General features: G+C 68.1%; 18 protein-coding genes. All 18 read left to right on the top strand.

Annotation, left to right across the window (positions count from 1 at the left end; genetic code table 11):
• The first annotated feature begins 93 nt into the window (after positions 1 to 93).
• A complete protein-coding gene (locus tag ABB28_RS08705; protein WP_057508257.1) occupies positions 94 to 615 on the top strand; it encodes a flagellar basal body-associated FliL family protein in 522 nt (173 codons plus the stop codon).
• A 9-nt stretch (positions 616 to 624) separates the two neighbouring features.
• Positions 625 to 1,632: a flagellar motor switch protein FliM gene (fliM, locus tag ABB28_RS08710; RefSeq protein ID WP_057508258.1), complete on the top strand. Its 1,008-nt coding sequence runs from the start codon at positions 625 to 627 to the stop codon at positions 1,630 to 1,632.
• Complete coding sequence (gene fliN / locus ABB28_RS08715; RefSeq protein WP_042615526.1) at positions 1,629 to 1,964, top strand: flagellar motor switch protein FliN; 336 nt, start codon at positions 1,629 to 1,631, stop codon at positions 1,962 to 1,964. Before fliM ends, fliN begins: the two co-directional genes overlap by 4 nt.
• 2 nt (positions 1,965 to 1,966) lie before the next feature.
• On the top strand, positions 1,967 to 2,377 hold the full coding sequence (fliO, locus tag ABB28_RS08720) for a flagellar biosynthetic protein FliO (protein ID WP_057508269.1): 411 nt from the start codon (positions 1,967 to 1,969) through the stop codon (positions 2,375 to 2,377).
• A 28-nt stretch (positions 2,378 to 2,405) separates the two neighbouring features.
• Positions 2,406 to 3,176, top strand: a complete 771-nt coding sequence (gene fliP, locus ABB28_RS08725) for a flagellar type III secretion system pore protein FliP (protein WP_057508270.1) — start codon at positions 2,406 to 2,408, stop codon at positions 3,174 to 3,176.
• A 57-nt stretch (positions 3,177 to 3,233) separates the two neighbouring features.
• On the top strand, positions 3,234 to 3,503 hold the full coding sequence (locus ABB28_RS08730) for a flagellar biosynthetic protein FliQ (RefSeq protein ID WP_042615527.1): 270 nt from the start codon (positions 3,234 to 3,236) through the stop codon (positions 3,501 to 3,503).
• Between the two features lie 10 nt (positions 3,504 to 3,513).
• Positions 3,514 to 4,305, top strand: a complete 792-nt coding sequence (fliR, locus tag ABB28_RS08735; protein WP_057508259.1) for a flagellar biosynthetic protein FliR — start codon at positions 3,514 to 3,516, stop codon at positions 4,303 to 4,305.
• A gap of 243 nt (positions 4,306 to 4,548) precedes the next feature.
• Entirely contained in the window at positions 4,549 to 6,645 is a 2,097-nt protein-coding gene (locus tag ABB28_RS08740; RefSeq protein WP_057508260.1) for a putative bifunctional diguanylate cyclase/phosphodiesterase, read from the top strand.
• 81 nt (positions 6,646 to 6,726) lie between these two features.
• The gene (gene flhB, locus ABB28_RS08745) at positions 6,727 to 7,872 is read left to right on the top strand and encodes a flagellar biosynthesis protein FlhB (protein WP_057508261.1); all 1,146 of its coding nucleotides are present in this window, start codon (positions 6,727 to 6,729) and stop codon (positions 7,870 to 7,872) included.
• Positions 7,869 to 9,971 (top strand): flagellar biosynthesis protein FlhA, encoded by a 2,103-nt coding sequence (flhA, locus tag ABB28_RS08750; RefSeq protein WP_057508262.1) that lies wholly within the window; start codon positions 7,869 to 7,871, stop codon positions 9,969 to 9,971. Before flhB ends, flhA begins: the two co-directional genes overlap by 4 nt.
• 149 nt (positions 9,972 to 10,120) lie before the next feature.
• Positions 10,121 to 11,968 (top strand): flagellar biosynthesis GTPase FlhF, encoded by a 1,848-nt coding sequence (gene flhF / locus ABB28_RS08755; RefSeq protein WP_057508263.1) that lies wholly within the window; start codon positions 10,121 to 10,123, stop codon positions 11,966 to 11,968.
• Positions 11,955 to 12,842 carry a MinD/ParA family ATP-binding protein gene (locus ABB28_RS08760; RefSeq protein WP_057508264.1) on the top strand — a complete coding sequence of 296 codons (888 nt, stop codon included), beginning with the start codon at positions 11,955 to 11,957 and terminating at the stop codon, positions 12,840 to 12,842. The genes flhF and ABB28_RS08760 overlap by 14 nt, the downstream gene beginning before the upstream one ends.
• Positions 12,839 to 13,582, top strand: coding sequence for an RNA polymerase sigma factor FliA (locus ABB28_RS08765; RefSeq protein ID WP_042613866.1), 744 nt, complete (start codon positions 12,839 to 12,841; stop codon positions 13,580 to 13,582). Before ABB28_RS08760 ends, ABB28_RS08765 begins: the two co-directional genes overlap by 4 nt.
• A gap of 21 nt (positions 13,583 to 13,603) precedes the next feature.
• On the top strand, positions 13,604 to 13,996 hold the full coding sequence (gene cheY, locus ABB28_RS08770) for a chemotaxis response regulator CheY (RefSeq protein ID WP_057508265.1): 393 nt from the start codon (positions 13,604 to 13,606) through the stop codon (positions 13,994 to 13,996).
• A complete protein-coding gene (locus tag ABB28_RS08775) occupies positions 13,996 to 14,634 on the top strand; it encodes a protein phosphatase CheZ (RefSeq protein ID WP_185000272.1) in 639 nt (212 codons plus the stop codon). The genes cheY and ABB28_RS08775 overlap by 1 nt, the downstream gene beginning before the upstream one ends.
• Positions 14,635 to 14,636: 2 nt before the next feature.
• Positions 14,637 to 16,484: a chemotaxis protein CheA gene (locus ABB28_RS08780; protein WP_057508267.1), complete on the top strand. Its 1,848-nt coding sequence runs from the start codon at positions 14,637 to 14,639 to the stop codon at positions 16,482 to 16,484.
• Positions 16,485 to 16,560: 76 nt separating this feature from the next.
• Positions 16,561 to 17,301 carry a flagellar motor protein gene (locus ABB28_RS08785; RefSeq protein ID WP_057508268.1) on the top strand — a complete coding sequence of 247 codons (741 nt, stop codon included), beginning with the start codon at positions 16,561 to 16,563 and terminating at the stop codon, positions 17,299 to 17,301.
• A 1-nt stretch (position 17,302) separates the two neighbouring features.
• Positions 17,303 to 17,466 (top strand): flagellar motor protein MotB (locus tag ABB28_RS17740; protein ID WP_275452891.1); only part of this gene is annotated, 164 nt, incomplete at its 3' end.

Below are 17,466 nucleotides of genomic sequence, written 5' to 3' on the forward strand. Positions count from 1 at the left end.
CAGCGACCCGCCACGAGGGGCCAAGCCGCTCGCCGCCGCCCGCGCGGCACGCCACTTGCATGTGCCCGGAGGCAACCTCCAGGAGCTCCACACGTGGCCGCAGCCGCAGACAAAACCAAGAAATCCGCCGACAAGGACAAGGCCGCCCCCTCGCGCCGTCCCGTGCTCGTCATCGCCCTGATCGCGGTCGTCGCCGCCGCCGCCGCCGGCGGCGCCGTGTGGTACTTCACCCAGGCCCCGCATGCCGCCGATGGCGCCCCCGCCACCTCGGCCAAGCCGAAGGCACCGCCGGCACCGGCGCAATACTTCGGCCTGGAACCGCCGTTCGTGGTCAACCTCAACGGCCCGGTCGACGGCCCGCGCTACCTGCAGGTGGAAGTGCAGCTGATGACCCGCGACAGCTCCGCGCTGGAAGCGATCAAGACCCACTCCCCCGCCCTGCGTGCCCGCCTGCTGATGCTGTTCTCGCAGGTCACCCCCGACCAGATCGCCGACCGCGCCGGCAAGGAAAAGCTGCAGGCCGCCTCGCTGGCCGAAGTCCAGAAGGTGCTGCTGGCCGAGACCGGCAAGAAGTGCGCCGACGACCTGCTGTTCACCAGTTTCGTGACCCAGTAAGGGCGCCTGATGAACGACTTGCTGTCACAGGATGAAATCGACGCCCTGCTGCATGGCGTGGACAGCGGCGCGGTGGAAACCGACGACGACGGCGCGGTTCCGGGCGAAGCCCGCAACTACGACTTCGCCAGCCAGGACCGCATCATCCGCGGTCGCATGCCGACCCTGGAAATGGTCCACGAGCGCTTCGCGCGCCTGTGGCGGATCGGCCTGTTCAACCTGATCCGGCGCTCGGCCGAGCTGTCGGTGCGCGGCATCGAACTGGTCAAGTTCAACGACTACATGCACACGCTGTACGTGCCGACCAACCTCAACCTGATCCGCTTCAAGCCGCTGCGCGGCACCGGGCTGATCGTGTTCGAACCCACCCTGGTGTTCGCCATCGTCGACAACTTCTTCGGCGGCGACGGGCGCTACCCGACCCGCATCGAAGGCCGCGAGTTCACCGCCACCGAAATGCGCGTGATCCACCTGCTGCTGAAGCAGACCTTCGCCGACCTGCGCGAAGCGTGGGCGCCGGTGATGGACGTGGAATTCGAGTACATCAACTCGGAAATCAACCCGCATTTCGCCAACATCGTCACCCCGCGCGAGTACGTGGTGGTGTGCCGGCTGCACGTGGAGCTCGATGGCGGTGGCGGCGACATCCACGTCACCCTGCCCTATTCGATGCTCGAGCCGATCCGCGAACTGCTCGATGCCGGCATCCAGAGTGACCGCAACGACCGTGACGAAAGCTGGGGCCAGACCCTGCGCGAACAGCTCAACGTGGCCGAAGTCACCCTGTCCAGCGTACTGGCCACCAAGCGCATGAGCCTGCGCGAGCTGACCCGCATGAAGGTCGGCGACATCCTGCCGATCGAGCTGCCGCAGCACGTGCCGATCTGCGTGGAGGACATCCCGGTGTTCACCGGCACCTTCGGCGTGGCCAACGGCATGAACGCCGTGAAGATCACCGCTACCCATCCGCCGGGCACGCGTGCACGCGTCCCGGTCATCCAGGAAGAACCGAAATGAATGAAACCGAGCGCCAAGAAGCCATCGCCGCCCAGTTCGAAGCCCTGCAGGCCGAAGAGGCGACCGGTGCCGACCTCAACCTGGACGTGATCCTGGACGTGCCGGTGACCCTGTCGCTGGAAGTCGGCCGCGCCCGCCTGCCGATCCGCAACCTGCTGCAGCTCAACCAGGGTTCGGTGGTGGAACTGGAACGCGGCGCGGGCGAATCGCTGGACGTGTTCGTCAACGGCACGCTGATCGCGCATGGCGAAGTGGTGGTGATCAACGACCGCTTCGGCGTGCGCTTGACCGACGTGGTCAGCCCGAGCGAACGGATCCGGAGACTGCGTTGAGCCTGTCCCTGCTCATTGCCACCAGCCAGGCGGCCAGCAAGGCCGCCGCGCCGGTGGTCGGCCAGCATGCACCGTCCACCCCGGGCTTGTTCGGCGCGGTGCTGGCGCTGCTGCTGGTGCTGGCGCTGGTGGTCGGCCTGGGCTGGTTGCTCAAGCGCATGCCCGGCAGCAGCTTCCGCCAGGCCGAAGGGCTGAAGCTGGTCGCCAGCATCGCCGTCGGCGCCAAGGAGCGCGTGGTGGTGCTGGAGGTCAACGGCGAGCAGATCCTGCTCGGCGTCACCGCCGGTGGCATCAGCAAGCTGCAGACCCTGGCCGAACCGCTGCCACCGCCGACGCCGATGCGCGTGCCGGACCTGAAGAACCTGCCCAATTTCGCCCAGCTGCTGCAACAGCGGCTGCGCAAGGATTCCTGAGATGCGCCTGATGTCGAAGACGCCCGCCATGCCGACGCTGGCCACTGCCCGCTGGCTGCCCTGGCTTACCCTGCTGTTGATGCTGCTGCCGGCGCTGGCATTCGCCGCGCCAGGCGCACCGGGCACCCCGTTGCCGGACGTCAACGTCGGCCGCATCGGTGGGCAACCGGTCAGCCTGCCGCTGCAGACCCTGCTGCTGATGACCGCGATCACCCTGATCCCGTCGATGCTGCTGGTGCTGACCGCCTTCACCCGCATCATCGTGGTGCTGGCCCTGCTGCGACAGGCGCTGGGCACCGGCCAGACCCCGTCCAACCAGGTGTTGCTGGGGCTGGCGCTGTTCCTGACCGCGATGATCATGCTGCCGACCTGGGACAAGGCCTGGAGCGCCGGCATGGCGCCCTACCTGGATGGCCAGATCGATTTCCAGACCGCCTGGACGCTGACCACCCAGCCACTGCGCGGCTTCATGCTGGCGCAGATCCGCGAAACCGACCTGATGACCTTCGCCGGCATTGCCGGGCATGGCACCTACGCCAGCCCGGATGCGGTGCCGTTCCCGGTGCTGGTCGCCTCCTTCGTCACCAGTGAGCTGAAGACCGCCTTCGAGATCGGCTTCCTGATCTTCATCCCGTTCGTGATCATCGACCTGGTGGTGGCCAGCGTGCTGATGTCGATGGGCATGATGATGCTGTCGCCGATGCTGGTGTCGGCACCGTTCAAGATCCTGCTGTTCGTGCTGGTGGATGGCTGGGTACTCACGGTCGGCACGCTGGCCGCCAGCTTCAATCCCGCCTGATGCGCGAGTCCTCGAGCACGCTCGGGGCGACCTGAAACGTTACCTGACGGAACCCCGATGTCTCCCGAACTTGCCTTGACCGAACTGCGTGGCGGACTGATCGCCACCCTGTGGGTGGCCGGCCCGCTGCTGTTGACCGTACTGGTGGTCGGCGTGGTGGTGGGCGTGGTGCAGGCCGCCACCCAGCTCAACGAACCCACCATCGCCTTCGTGGCCAAGGCGGCCGCGCTGACCGCCGTGCTGTTCGCGCTGGGCAGCCTGCTGCTGGGACACATGGTGGAGTTCACCATCCTGCTGTTCCAGCGCATTCCGCACCTGATCGGCTAGGCCAGCGGCGATGGATCCGGCTACCCAGATGGCAGCGGACGGCCTGCAGGCGTTCGGGATGATCGGCGACACGCTGTGGACCCTCCTGCGGCTGGGCGCGATGATCATGGCGATGCCGTTGATCGGCACCCGCGCGGTGCCGTCACGGATCAAGCTGCTGCTGTCGGCCACGCTGGCCATCGCCCTGGCGCCGATCCTGCCGCCGGTCCCCAGCTGGGTCGGCTTCGATGCGGCCACCGTGCTGACCATCTTCCGCGAACTGGTCATCGGCATCACCATCGGCTTCATGCTCAGGCTGGTGTTCGAAGCCGGGGCCCTGGCCGGCGAGCTCATCGCCCAAGGCACCGGCCTGTCTTTCGCGCAGATGGCCGACCCGATGCGCGGCGGCAGTTCCGGCGTCATCGGACAGTGGTTCTACCTGATGTTCGGCCTGCTGTTCTTCACCGCCAATGGCCACCTGGCACTGATCTCGCTGCTGGTGGACAGCTACCGCGCCCTGCCGATCGGCACCACCCTGCCCGACCCGGCCGCGCTGGTCGGCATCGCGCCGACATTCCTGCTGACCGTGCTGCGCGGTGGCGTCGGGCTGGCCCTGCCGCTGATCGTGGCGATGCTGGCAGTGAACCTGGCCTTCGGTGCACTGGCCCGTGCCGCGCCCGCGCTCAATCCGATCCAGCTGGGCCTGCCGGTTTCCCTGTTGCTCGGCCTGGCACTGCTTGCGGTACTGGCTGGCGAAATGGGCCCCCCGGTGCAGCGCCTGTTCGACGCCGCGTTCGAGGCCGCAGGCGCCGTGGTGCGCTGAGGCGGAAACGAGACGCAGCGCGTGACGTATCGGAACACCCCTGCGCAGACGGAGATCATTCCGACACCGGATGCGTCGGACGGCACGTGTGCGACCACGTCAGGACACGCTAGATTCTGCTGCAGGCGCTTCAAGTCGGGATGCCAACGGTGGGACACGGGCGCGCACGCTGCATGCGACGCGGTCTGCCCAATGTCCAGGCACCCCATCGTCGGGACAGGCGTGAGAATGCGGAGGTCGGCAATGCTGACAGGTAGCTATGATGGGTTTCTGGTCGCCGCCTCGTTCCTGGTCGCGGCGCTGGCATCGTTCACTGCGTTGATGATGGCCGCGCGTGCCGCCCGCGCGGTCGGCAATGCAGCCGCCTGGACGTGGCGTATCGGTGGCGGCGCTGCGATGGGGCTGGGTATCTGGTCGATGCACTTCATCGGCATGCTGGCGTTTTCCCTGCCGATCCCGCTGGGCTACGAACTGCTGCTGACCCTGGCCTCGCTTGCGGTCGCGGTGGGCTCTTCGGTGTTTGCCCTCTGGCTGGTCTCGCTGCCGACCCTGCCGCACGCCCGCCTTGTCGGCGGAGCGCTGCTGATGGGCAGCGGCATCGCCTCGATGCATTACATCGGCATGGCAGCGTTGAACATGCAGCCTGACATCGACTGGCACCACGGCTGGGTCACACTCTCGCTGCTGATCGCATTCGCCGCCTGCTGGTGCGCCCTGTTCGTCGCGTTCCGGCTGCGCAGCCACTCCGGGCGTACCGCGCTGGGGCTGGGCGCGGCGTGCCTGCTGGGCGCGGGCATCGGCGGCGTGCACTACGCCGGCATGGCCGCGGCGCGCTTTCCTGCAGGCAGCGTCTGCGGCGCGCTCGGCGCCGATGACCTGCCCGCCAGTGCATTGGCCGTCCTGGTGGGCGCGGTCACCGTGCTGATCCTCGGCCTGGCACTGGGCTTGGCCTGGATGGAGCAGCGCCTGGAGACCCACCGCCTGCGCATGCGCAACGATGACCTCAGCAACAGCCTGGACGATGCCCAGGCCGAGCTCACGCGGGCAGCGCTGCACGATCCGCTGACCCACCTGCCCAACCGTCGGCTGCTGCAGAAGCGCATCGAACAGGAGCTGCTGCTGGCCCAGCAGACCGCGCGCCGCTTCGCGCTGATGTTCGTCGACCTGGACGGCTTCAAACAGGTCAACGACGTCTACGGACACCACACCGGCGATGCCCTGCTGGTGGCGGTCAGCGAACGCTTCCGCGCGCTGCTGGGCCCGGACGACCTGCTGGCCCGGCTGGGCGGGGACGAATTCGTGCTGGTGGTACGCGTTGACGATGTGGCCGGCATCACCGCGCTGGCCCAGCGCATGCAGGCAGCCACCGGCTTCATCCTGGTGGAGGGCCATCCGCTGGATGTGACGGCAAGCATCGGCATCGCCCTGTGCCCGGACCATGCGAGCTCCGAACGGCAGCTGATGGCCTGCGCCGACGCCGCCATGTACCAGGCCAAGGCAGCCGGCCGCAACCGGCATGTGATCTATGAAGAAGGCATGGGCGGCGGCGGCGGCCACCAGCTCGCCCTGCTTGCCGAACTGCGCGAGGCGATCCGTCTTGGACAATGGGTGCTGCATTACCAGCCGAAGCTGGATGTGGCCCGGCAGCGGATCAGCGGCGCTGAAGCGCTGGTGCGCTGGAACCACCCGCAACGCGGGCTGATACCGCCTGACCAGTTCATCCCGTTGGCCGAGCGTTCCGGCCTGATCGGCGAACTGGGGCGCTGGGCGCTGGACGAGGCCTGCCGCCAGCTGCGGGTATGGCACCGGCAGGGACACACGGACTGGTCGATGTCGGTCAACCTGTCCGCGCTGCAGTTCAATGCGCCCCGGCTGGAACAGGACGTGACCCATGCCCTGGCCCGGCATGGCCTGCCTGCCCATCAGCTGGTCCTGGAAATCACCGAAAGTGCACTGATGCAGGACACGGCCGCCACCGCCGCGCTGCTCAAGGCCCTGTCGACGTTGGGCGTCGGCATTTCCATCGATGACTTCGGCACCGGCTATTCCAGCCTGGTCTACCTGAAGCGCCTGCCGGCGACCGAGCTGAAGATCGACCATGCCTTCATCCGCGACCTGCCCGGCTCCCGCAATGACAGGCTGATCATCGCCTCCATCGTGGCGCTTGGCCGTGCGATGGGCATGCACATCGTCGCCGAGGGCGTGGAAACGCCCGCCCAGCGCGACTGCCTGCGGGAGCTTGGGGTGGATTACCTGCAGGGTTACCTGCTGGGTCGGCCGGTGGATGCAGCACGTTTCGAGCAGCTGCATGCCTGGCCAGAAGCCAGGATCGCCGGCTGAGCCCGACCGGCCGAGTGCACACTGCGCGGGGCGCGGCACGGATCTTGCACGCAGGCGGTGATCCTCTGAGACCTGCGCGCGATGTCCGAGAACGAAGACGGCGGCGAAAAGACCGAACAACCAACAGAAAAACGCCTGCGCGAAGCCCGCGAACAAGGCAACACGCCGCGCTCGCGCGAGCTGGCGACCGCTGCGGTGTTCGGCGGCGGCGTGCTGGCGGTGATGGCCACCGGCGGCAGCCTGGCCGCTGGCGCCGTCGACTGGATGAAGCAGGCACTGAAGCCGGACCTGGCCCTGCGCCAGCACCCCATGGAGCTGTTCGGCCATGTCGGCGACCTGTTCCTGCGCCTGCTGCTGGTGACCGCGCCCCTGCTGATCGTCTGCCTGCTGGCCAGCTTCCTGGCGCCGGTGGTGATGGGCGGCCTGCGCTGGTCGGCCAAGGCGATGATGCCGGACTTCACCCGGATGAATCCGGCTTCCGGCCTGAAGCGCCTGTACGGTCCGGAGGCCATCGCCGAGTTCACCAAGTCGCTGCTGCGCGTGGCCTTCGTCGGCGTCGGCGCCGGCATCGTGATGTGGGGCGGCATGGACCTGCTGCGCGGCCTGCTGCACCTGCCCCTGGAAAGCGCGATCGTGCGCGGCCTGGGCTTCACCCTGAAGCTGCTGCTGGGCACGGCGGTGGCGATGCTGCTGCTGGCCGCCATCGATGCGCCGTACCAGCGCTGGAACTGGATGCGCAAGCTGAAGATGACCCGCGAAGAGCTGCGCCGGGAAATGAAGGAGAGCGAAGGCAGCCCGGAAGTAAAGGGGCGCATCCGCCAGATGCAGCACCAGATGGCCAACCGCCGGATGATGGAAGCGGTGCCGACCGCCGACGTGGTGCTGGTCAACCCGACCCACTACGCGGTGGCACTGAAGTACGAAGGCGGCAAGATGGGCGCACCCACCGTGGTGGCCCTGGGCGTGGATGAAACCGCCCTGCACATCCGCAAGATCGCCGAAGGCAACAAGGTCGCCATCGTCTCCGCGCCGCCGTTGGCACGCGCCTTGTATAGGGAAGGGGAACTCGGAAAGGAAATCCCCGTGAGACTGTATTCGGCCGTTGCCCAGGTGCTGTCCTATGTCTACCAGCTACGCAGCTGGCGCGGCGGCCCGATGCCGGCCCAGCCCAACGTGGACGTGGCCGAACACCCGCCTGGCGCGCCGGCTGACGGAGCCCGTCGATGAGCGCGCAGGCCGGAGGGCTCAACACCCGCAGCCTGCTGGCGATGATCCGCCAGGGTCTTGGCGCGCCGCTGATCGTCATGGCCCTGCTGGCGATGGTGGTGGTCCCGCTGGCCGCGCCGGTGCTGGATGCCCTGTTCACCTTCAACATCGCCATTTCGATGATGGTGCTGCTGGCGGTGGTGTACGTGAAGCGGCCGCTGGATTTCACCATCTTCCCGATCGTGCTGCTGGTCACCACGATGCTGCGGCTGGCGCTGAACGTGGCCTCCACCCGGGTGATCCTGCTCAACGGCCAGAACGGCCACGAAGCCGCCGGCAAGGTGATCGCCGCGTTCGGTGAGTTCGTCATCGGCGGCAACTACGCGGTGGGCATCGTGGTGTTCGCGATCCTGACCATCATCAACTTCGTGGTGATCACCAAAGGTGCCGGGCGCGTTTCAGAAGTGACCGCCCGCTTCATCCTGGACGCCATGCCCGGCAAGCAGATGGCCATCGACGCCGACCTCAATGCCGGATTGTTGACGCGCGAAGAGGCCAAGCTGCGCCGCGAGGAAGTCCGCGAGGAAGCAGACTTCTACGGTGCGATGGACGGTGCCAGCAAGTTCATCCGCGGCGATGCGATCGCCGGCATCCTGATCCTCTTCATCAACATGATCGGCGGCCTGGCCGTCGGCATGCTCCAGCACAACATGGCCTTCGGCGATGCCGCAGCGACCTACACCCTGCTGTCCATCGGTGACGGCCTGGTGGCGCAGCTGCCGGCCCTGCTGGTGTCCAGCGCGGTGGCGATGCTGGTCACCCGCGCCTCGCGTTCGCAGGACATGAGCCAGGCGATGATGGGCCAGGTGTTCGGCCAGTACCGTGCGCTGGCGATCACCGCCGGCATCATCGGCGTGGTCGGCCTGGTGCCGGGCATGCCCAACGTCGCCTTCCTGACGCTGGCGGCGGTACTCGGCTTCCTGGCCTGGAAGATCTGGAAGAAGAGCCAGCTGGTGCAGGCGCAGGCCACCGACGCGCCAGCGGCCCCGGCGATGGATGCGCTGGGCCGCCCCGCAGCGCCCGCACCGACCGCCGAACTGACCTGGGACGAGCTGCGCCCGGTCGATCCGCTGGGGCTGGAAGTCGGCTACCGGCTGATCCCGCTGGTGGACGCAGCGCAGGGCGGCGAACTGATGGCGCGCATCAAGGGCGTGCGCCGCAAGCTGACCCAGGACATCGGCTTCCTGATTCCCTCGGTGCATATCCGCGACAACCTGGAACTGCCCGCCACCGCTTACCGGCTGCTGATCCACGGCGTGCCGGTGGCCACCGCCGAAATCCATCCGGACCGCGAGCTTGCGCTCGATCCGGGCAGCGCGCTGGGCCAGTTGGACGGCATCGCCGGCAAGGATCCCGCCTTCGGGCTGGATGCCACCTGGATCCAGCCGCACCAGCGTGCCCACGCCGAGACCATGGGCTACACCGTGGTCGACCCGGCCACCGTGGTCGCCACCCATCTGTCGCACCTGATCCGCGAACACGCCCCGGAACTGCTCGGCCATGAAGAAGTGCAGCAGCTGCTGGCCAACCTGGCCAAGAGCGCGCCGAAGCTGGTCGAAGACCTGACCCCGAAGGCGCTGCCGCTGTCGGTGGTGGTGCGCGTGCTGCAGAACCTGCTGGTCGAACGCATCCCGGTGCGCCAGCTGCGCAAGATCGCCGAGGCGCTGGTGGAGACCGCGCCGTCCAGCCAGGACCCGGCCACGTTGACCGCGGCGGTACGCAACACGCTGGGCCGTTTCATCGTGCAGGAGATCGCCGGCATGTCCGCCGAGCTGCCGGTGTTCACCCTCAACCCGCAATTGGAACGCGTCTTGCAGGAGTCCACGCAGGGCAACGGCGCTGCGCTGGAACCCGGACTCGCCGAACGGCTGCACCAGAGCCTTGCCGACTGTGTCAGCAAGCAGGAAGCCCGCAACGAGCCCGCCGTGGTGCTGGTTCCCGGACCGGTCCGTGCCGCACTGGCGCGACTGGTCCGCCACAGCGTTCCTTCGCTGTCGGTGCTGGCCTACAGCGAAGTCCCGGAGGACAAGCGCTTGAAGCTGGTAGGCACCATCAGCTGATGCGCGCTTCCGCCCGGTGGCGGAAAGCCGACAGCAGCGCCATTGCAACGTCTTGATCCACCCATTACCGAAGGGGACCCCGCACCGTGCTGACCACCGACCACCCGCGATCCCCTGCCCCTGAAACGAATCCGTCCCGGTACCCGAGCATGAAAATCAAACGATTCGTCGCCGCCGACATGCGCTCGGCCATGAACCTGGTACGCAAGGAACACGGCCCCGATGCAGTGATCCTGTCCAACCGGCGGATCGAGGAAGGCGTGGAAATCGTGGCGGCCGCGCACTACGACGAAAGCGTGGTGCAGCGCGCCCTGGAAACCGCACGCAAGGACAGCGCCCCGGCCGCGGCCCCGGCGCCGCGTCCGCGCACTGCCGCCGATGCGATGATCGCGGCGATGACCCGCCGCCGCACGCCGGAACAGGACGTCGAGCCGGTGGCGGCGACCACCTCGGCGGTCGCCGCGCTGGCACGTGCGGCCGTCGGTGCCACCGGCCGCACGCTCAACAGCGCCGACGAAGGTGTGCCGCGCCGTGGCAGCGAAGGCTTCGCCGCCACCCTGGCGCGGGCCGCCGGTGGCCTCGCCCGGTTCCCGTCGCCGCCCGCCGTCAACGAACCGGCGCTGCCGGAGCAGATCTTCGCGCCCTTCGTGCAGCCGCCGGCCGATGCGCCGCGGATGGCGGTCAGCCGCCCGGCGCCGGCGCTGCCGCGCGCCTGGGTGGAAGACGAAGCCTTCGATGTGGCACCGCCGGCAGTGGCCGTCGAGCCGCGCGTTCCCGCACCGGTCCTGCGCGCGCCGGCGGTGCTGCCGCCGCCGCTGCCGATGGCGTTTGCCGCACAGGTGCCGGAGCTGGACGAGGTCGCCGCCGTGGCGGACATCTCCGCTGCCGCCAGCGCCGAGCCGTGCCCGGCCGAATCCGCACGTCCACTGCCCGCTTCGCTCGCCGACCATGGGTCGGCGCTACCGCTGGCCACCAGCGCCGAGCCCTGCGCGGCGGAATCCGCACCGGCGCCCGCGATCCAGCTGGCCGAGATCGTGCCGCCGCCGGCGCCGGTGGTTGCCCCCCCTACCCTCACCGTCATCGCCCGCGACGATGAAGAGATGCGCCACCTGCGCAATGAAGTGGCCGGCATGCGCCAGGTCATCGAACGCGAGATGCACCGCTTCACCGACGAGCGCCTGCGCGGCAACCCGGTGCGTGCCACCGCGCTGGACCTGATGGACGAATACGGCTTCGACGCCGGCATCGCCCGCGACGTGGTGCTGCAGATTCCGCTGGACACCGAAGCCCACCGTGGCCGCGGCCTGATGCTGGGCCTGCTGTCGCGCAAGCTGCCGATCTCGCCGGTCGACCCGCTGGAAGCCGGCGGCGTGATCGCGCTGGTCGGCCCCACCGGTGCCGGCAAGACCACCACCATCGCCAAGCTGGCGTCGCGCTTCGCCGAAGCCCACGCCCCGCGCGACGTCGCCCTGGTCACCACCGATACCGCGCGCATCGGCGCCCGCGAGCAGCTGTACGGCTTCGGCCGCCAGCTCGGCATCGCCGTGCACGAAGCCAACAGCGGGACCGACCTGGACCAGCTGCTGGAGCGCCTGAAGGATTACAAGCTGGTGCTGATCGACACCGCCGGCGTCGGCCCGCGCGACCGCACCCTGGCCTCGCAGCTGCAGTGGCTGCGTGCCGCACGCCAGGTCAGCACCCTGCTGGTGCTGCCGGCCAACACCAGCTTCGGCGACATGGACGAAGTGGTGCGCCGCTTCAGTGCCGCCAACCTGCAGGGCGTGGTGCTGAGCAAGCTGGACGAAACCGGCCGCTTCGGCACCGCCTTGTCGGTGGCCGTCGACCACCGCCTGCCGATCACCTGGGTGACCGACGGCCAGGACGTTCCCGAAGACCTGCACCGGGCCAGTGCAGCCAATCTCGTACTTCGCCTTGAAGATTTGCGCCGCGCGGCCGATATGCCCTGCAACCCGGAGTTGAACCATGCCGTCGCGTGAGTACGCCAAGCTGACCACCGCCTTCCCGTTGTCGGCCACCCGCAGCCAGCCGCTGGGCCCGGTCCGCACCATCGCCGTCACCGGCGGCAAGGGCGGCGTGGGCAAGACGAACGTTTCGGCCAACATGGCCGTGGCGCTCGCTGGCATGGGCAAACGCACGCTGCTGCTGGACGCCGACCTCGGCCTGGCCAACATCGACGTGATCCTGGGGCTGAAGCCGGAGTTCACCCTGGCCGACCTGATTGCCGGCCGCTGCACGCTGGAAGAGGTCATCATCGAAGGCCCGAACGGGGTGCTGGTGGTGCCTGCCGCGTCCGGTCGCCGGCACATGGCCGAACTGGCCCCGGCCGAACATGTAGGCCTGGTCAATGTGTTCTCCGAACTGGAGCGCGACCTGGATGTCATGGTGGTCGATACCGCCGCCGGCATCACCGATGGCGTACTCACCTTCTGCCAGGCCGCCCAGGACACCGTGGTGGTGGTGTGTGACGAGCCGGCGTCGATCACCGATGCCTACGCCCTGATCAAGGTGCTGTCGCGCGAACGCGGCGTGGACCGGATCCAGGTGGTGGCCAACATGGTGCGCGACCCCAACGAAGGCCGCGTGCTGTATGAAAAGCTGAGCCGGGTCTGCGAAAAGTTCCTTGCCGACGTGTCGCTCAACTACCTCGGCTGCGTGCCGCAGGACGACTGGCTGCGCCTTTCCGTGCAGCGCCAGCAGCCGGTGGTGAAGGCCTACCCGTCCAGCCCGTCCGCGCTGGCGATCAACGAAATCGCCCGTCGCACCGCCCGCTGGCAGGCCCCGACCGAACCACGCGGCGGCGTCGAGTTCTTCCTCGAACGCATCCTGAAGCAGCGCGGGGTGGTCGCATGAAAGGCGCAGCGCAGTACCGCGAAGTACAGCGCACCGCGGCAACCGAATGCATCAACCAGCATTCGGACCTGGTGCGTCGCATCGCCCATCACCTGGCTGCCCGGCTGCCCGCCAGCGTGGAGGTCGACGACCTGATCCAGGCCGGCATGATGGGGCTGATCGAGGCTTCGCGCAGCTACGACGCCGACCAGGGTGCGTCGTTCGAAACCTACGCCTCGATCCGCATCCGGGGCTCGATGATCGACGAGATCCGCCGCGGCGACTGGGTGCCGCGCTCGGTGCATCGCCGTGCCCGCGACGCCGCCGCGACCATCCGCCGGCTGGAACAGGCCAGTGGCCGCGCCGCATCGGCCACCGAAGTCGCCGCGGCGATGGACATCCCGCTGCCGGATTACCTGCGGCTGATGGAAGATGCCTCGCGCGGCCAGGTGCTGAGCCTGGAATCGCGGATCGAAGACCAGGGCGAGCTGGACACCATCGCCCAGGGCGGCCCAACCCCGCAGCAGGTGCTCGAACGCAGCCAGTTCGGCAGCGAACTGGGCAAGGCCATCGGCCACCTGCCCGAGCGCGAGCAGCTGGTGCTGTCGCTGTATTACGAACAGGAACTCAACCTTAAAGAGATCGGCGCAGTGCTCGGCGTGAGCGAGTCGCGGGTCTGCCAGATCCATGGCCAGGCGGTATTGCGCCTGCGTGGCCGCCTGAAAACCTTCGAGGCCGTTGACGCGGGCCTGGAAGCGTAAGTACCCAAGAGGAATCAAGCTTTGAACAAGAACATGCGCATCCTGATCGTCGACGACTTTTCGACCATGCGTCGCATCGTCAAGAACCTGCTCGGCGACCTCGGCTTCACCAACACCGCCGAAGCCGAAGATGGGCATGCCGCGCTGGCCATGCTGCAGAGCCAGCCCTTCGATTTCGTGGTCACTGACTGGAACATGCCGGTGATGACCGGCATCGAGCTGCTGAAGGCGATCCGCGCCGATGCACGGCTGAAGACCCTGCCGGTGCTGATGGTCACCGCCGAAGCCAAGCGCGAGCAGATCATCGAAGCGGCCCAGGCCGGGGTGAACGGCTACATCATCAAGCCGTTCACCGCACTGACCCTGCAGGAGAAGCTCGGCAAGATCTTCGAACGCCTGGCGGCGAGCGCCTGATGGCCGTTGTCATGGACGCACCGATGGACAAGGCCTGGCTGGTACAGCGGCTGCAGGAAGCGCTTGCCGCGCTGGAAGCCGGCGACGAGGGCGGCTGGCGGGTGCAGATCGACGCCCTGGCCGCGGCACGCACCCAGCCGATGATGGCCGGCCTGTCAAGGCTGGCGCGCGAACTCGGCCAGGCACTGGGCGAGCTGCCCACCGTCAGCACCGATGCCGGCGAGCTGGACGATGCCTGCGCGCGCCTGGACCACGTGGTGACGATGACCGAACAGGCCACCCACCGCACCCTGGACCTGACCGAGGAATGCCGCGCCCTGACCGCCCGCCTCGATGACGAGGCCCTGCCGTTGCTGGAGCAGCAGCAGGCGCTCGAGCGCATCCGCCACAACCTGACCGAGATCGCCCTGACCCAGAGCTACCAGGACCTGACCGGGCAGATCATCCGCCGCGTGGTCGGCATCGTGCGCCGCGTGCACGAAGGCTTCGGTGCACTGGGCCTGCCGCCGGAACTGCAGGCGCAGCGCCAGCAGGGCCGCCATGAGCCGGCGCTGGCCGGGCCCGCGGTACACGGCGTGGACCGCCATGCGGTGTCCCAGCACGACGCCGACGACCTGCTGTCCGACCTGGGGCTCTGACGATGAGTGGAATCGCCGACGACATCGCTGCCGACTTCATCATCGAGGCGCAGGAAATCCTTGATCGTCTCGGCGAGCAGCTGGTCACCCTGGAGCAGGACCCGCAGGACAGCGCGCAGCTCAATGCGGTGTTCCGCGGTTACCACACGCTGAAAGGCGGCGCCGGCTTCCTCGGCATCACCGCCATGGTCGAACTGTGTCACGCCGCCGAAGAGACCCTCGGGCTGGTGCGTGCCGGCCAGGCCACGCTGCAGCCGCATCACTTCGATGCCGGCCAGCAGTCGCTGGACTACCTGCAGGCGATGCTCGATTCGGTGTCGGCCGGCGAAGAACCCGGGCATGCCCCGCCGGACCTGATCGCCCAGTTCGATGTCGGCGCGGCCCCGGCCAGCACCCCCGCGGCGTCGAGCGATCCATCGCTGATCAGCGATGACGAATTCGAAGCCCTGCTTGACCAGCTGCATGGCGGCGGCGCACCGACCGCGGTGGCTGCCAAGGCCGCAGATGCGATGATCAGCGAAGACGAATTCGAAGCATTGCTCGACCAGCTGCACGGCGGTGCCGTACCCGGCGCCCAGGCCGTTGCCCCGGTGGCCGCTGCGCCTGCGCCGGTACCGGCCAAGGCCGCCCCGGCCGCCGCGCGTGCACCTGCGCCCACGGCGGCCGCCGCGCCCAAGCCCGCCAAGCCGCTGGCCGAAGCCGAACAGACCGTGCGCGTGGATACCAAGCGCCTGGACGCCATCGTCAACCTGATCGGCGAACTGGTGCTCTCGCGCAACCGGCTCAAGACCCTGCGTGCGCGCCTGCGCGATGAAGAGCTCGACCGCGCCGTTTCCACCCTGGACATCGCCACCGCGCGGCTGCAGTCGGCGGTGATGCGGACCCGCATGCAGCCGGTCGGCAAGGTGTTCTCGCGCTTCCCCAAGGTCGCCCGCGACGTGGCCCGCTCGCTGAGCAAGGAAGTCGAGCTGGAGCTGGTCGGCGCGGAAACCGAGCTGGACCGCAACCTGGTCGAAGCACTGGCCGACCCGCTGGTGCACCTGGTCCGCAATGCCATCGACCACGGCGTGGAAATGCCCGACCTGCGTGAAGCACAGGGCAAGCCGCGCAGTGGCCACGTGCGCCTTTCGGCACAGCAGGAAGGCGACTATGTCAGCATCGAAGTGCAGGACGATGGCGCCGGCATCGATCCGGAACGGCTGCGCGCCAAGGCCCGCGAAAAAGGCCTGATCGATCCGGAAGCCGCCGCCCGCCTGAGCAGCGAGGAATGCCTGCACCTGGTATTCCTGCCCGGTTTCTCCACCAAGGCCCAGGTCACCGACATCTCCGGTCGCGGGGTCGGCATGGACGTGGTGCAGTCGCGCATCCGCGAACTCAGCGGACAGATCCAGATCCAGTCCGAACTGGGCCGCGGCAGCCGCTTCATGATCCGCGTCCCGCTCACCCTGGCGATCCTGCCCACCCTGCTGGTGCAGGCCGGCGAGGACGTCTATGCGCTGCCGCTGGCGCGTGTGCTGGAAGTGCTGCACGCACCGGCCACCTCGCTCGGCTGGTTCGATGGCCGCGCGGTGCTTGACCGTCGCTCGCATACGCTTGCGCTGGTGGACCTGCGCCAGTGGCTGGACGTGGAGCCGATGCAGTCCAACCTGCTGACCATCGTGGTGCTGCAGGCCGGTGAAGCGCGCTTCGGACTGGTCGTGGACCAGGTGCGCGGCCGCGAAGAGGTGGTCATCAAGCCCCTGCCCAAGGCACTGCGCGGACTGCGCGGTTACGCCGGCGCCACCCTGATCGGCGACGGCCGGATGGCGCTGATCCTCGATGTCGACGGGCTTCGCAGCCCGCACGACTGAATTGAAACTGTGACGTCGGTCGGCCCGCTGCCGGCCGCCAGCTCAAGTCACACCGCACCGGGCCGATAACCGATCCATGGACAGACTCAGCCTCATAGGACTCTTCCTCGCCTTGGCGTCACTGGTAGGGGGCAGCATCCTCAAGGGCGCTGGCCTGGCGTCGCTGTGGTCGCCGGCCGCGTTCGTGATCGTGATCGTGGGTACCCTTGCTTCGATCCTGCTGCACACCGCACCGGCGGTGTTCAAGCACGCCTTCACCATCGTGCGCTGGGTGATCCGCCCGCCCCAGAGTGATCGCCGCCAGCTGATCACCCAGATCGTGGAATGGAGCAACATCGCCCGTCGCCAGGGCCTGCTGGGCCTGGAAGCACAGGTGGAAGCGCAGTCCGACCCGTTCCTGCGCAAGGGCCTGCAGCTGCTGGTCGACGGCGTGGAGCCGGAAACCATCCGGCACATGCTGGAGATCGAACTGAGCAGCCAGGAACACAAGGACCTGGCCGCCTCCAAGGTGTTCGAGGCGATGGGCATCTATGCGCCTACCCTGGGCATCATCGGCGCGGTGCTGGGCCTGATCGCGGTGATGAAGAACCTGGCCGATCCGAGCAAGCTCGGCCATGGCATCGCCGCGGCCTTCACCGCCACCATCTACGGCATCGCCTCGGCCAACCTGCTGTTCCTGCCGGTATCGGCCAAGCTCAAGAGCGTGATCGCGCACAACACCCGGGACCGCGAGATGGCCATCGAGGGCCTGATCTCGATCGCGCTGGGCGAGAACCCGCGCAACATCGAATCCAACCTGAGCGGGTTCCTGCACTGACATGGCCCGCCGCAAGCACCACGAAGAGCATGCCAACCATGAGGCCTGGGCGATTCCGTACGCCGACCTGATGACGCTGCTGCTTGCCTTCTTTGTGGTGATGTATGCGATCTCTTCGGTCAACGAAGGCAAGTACCGCGTGGTCGCCGCCGCGCTGAGCACCGC

Source organism: Stenotrophomonas chelatiphaga (assembly GCF_001431535.1).
Lineage (GTDB): Bacteria > Pseudomonadota > Gammaproteobacteria > Xanthomonadales > Xanthomonadaceae > Stenotrophomonas > Stenotrophomonas chelatiphaga.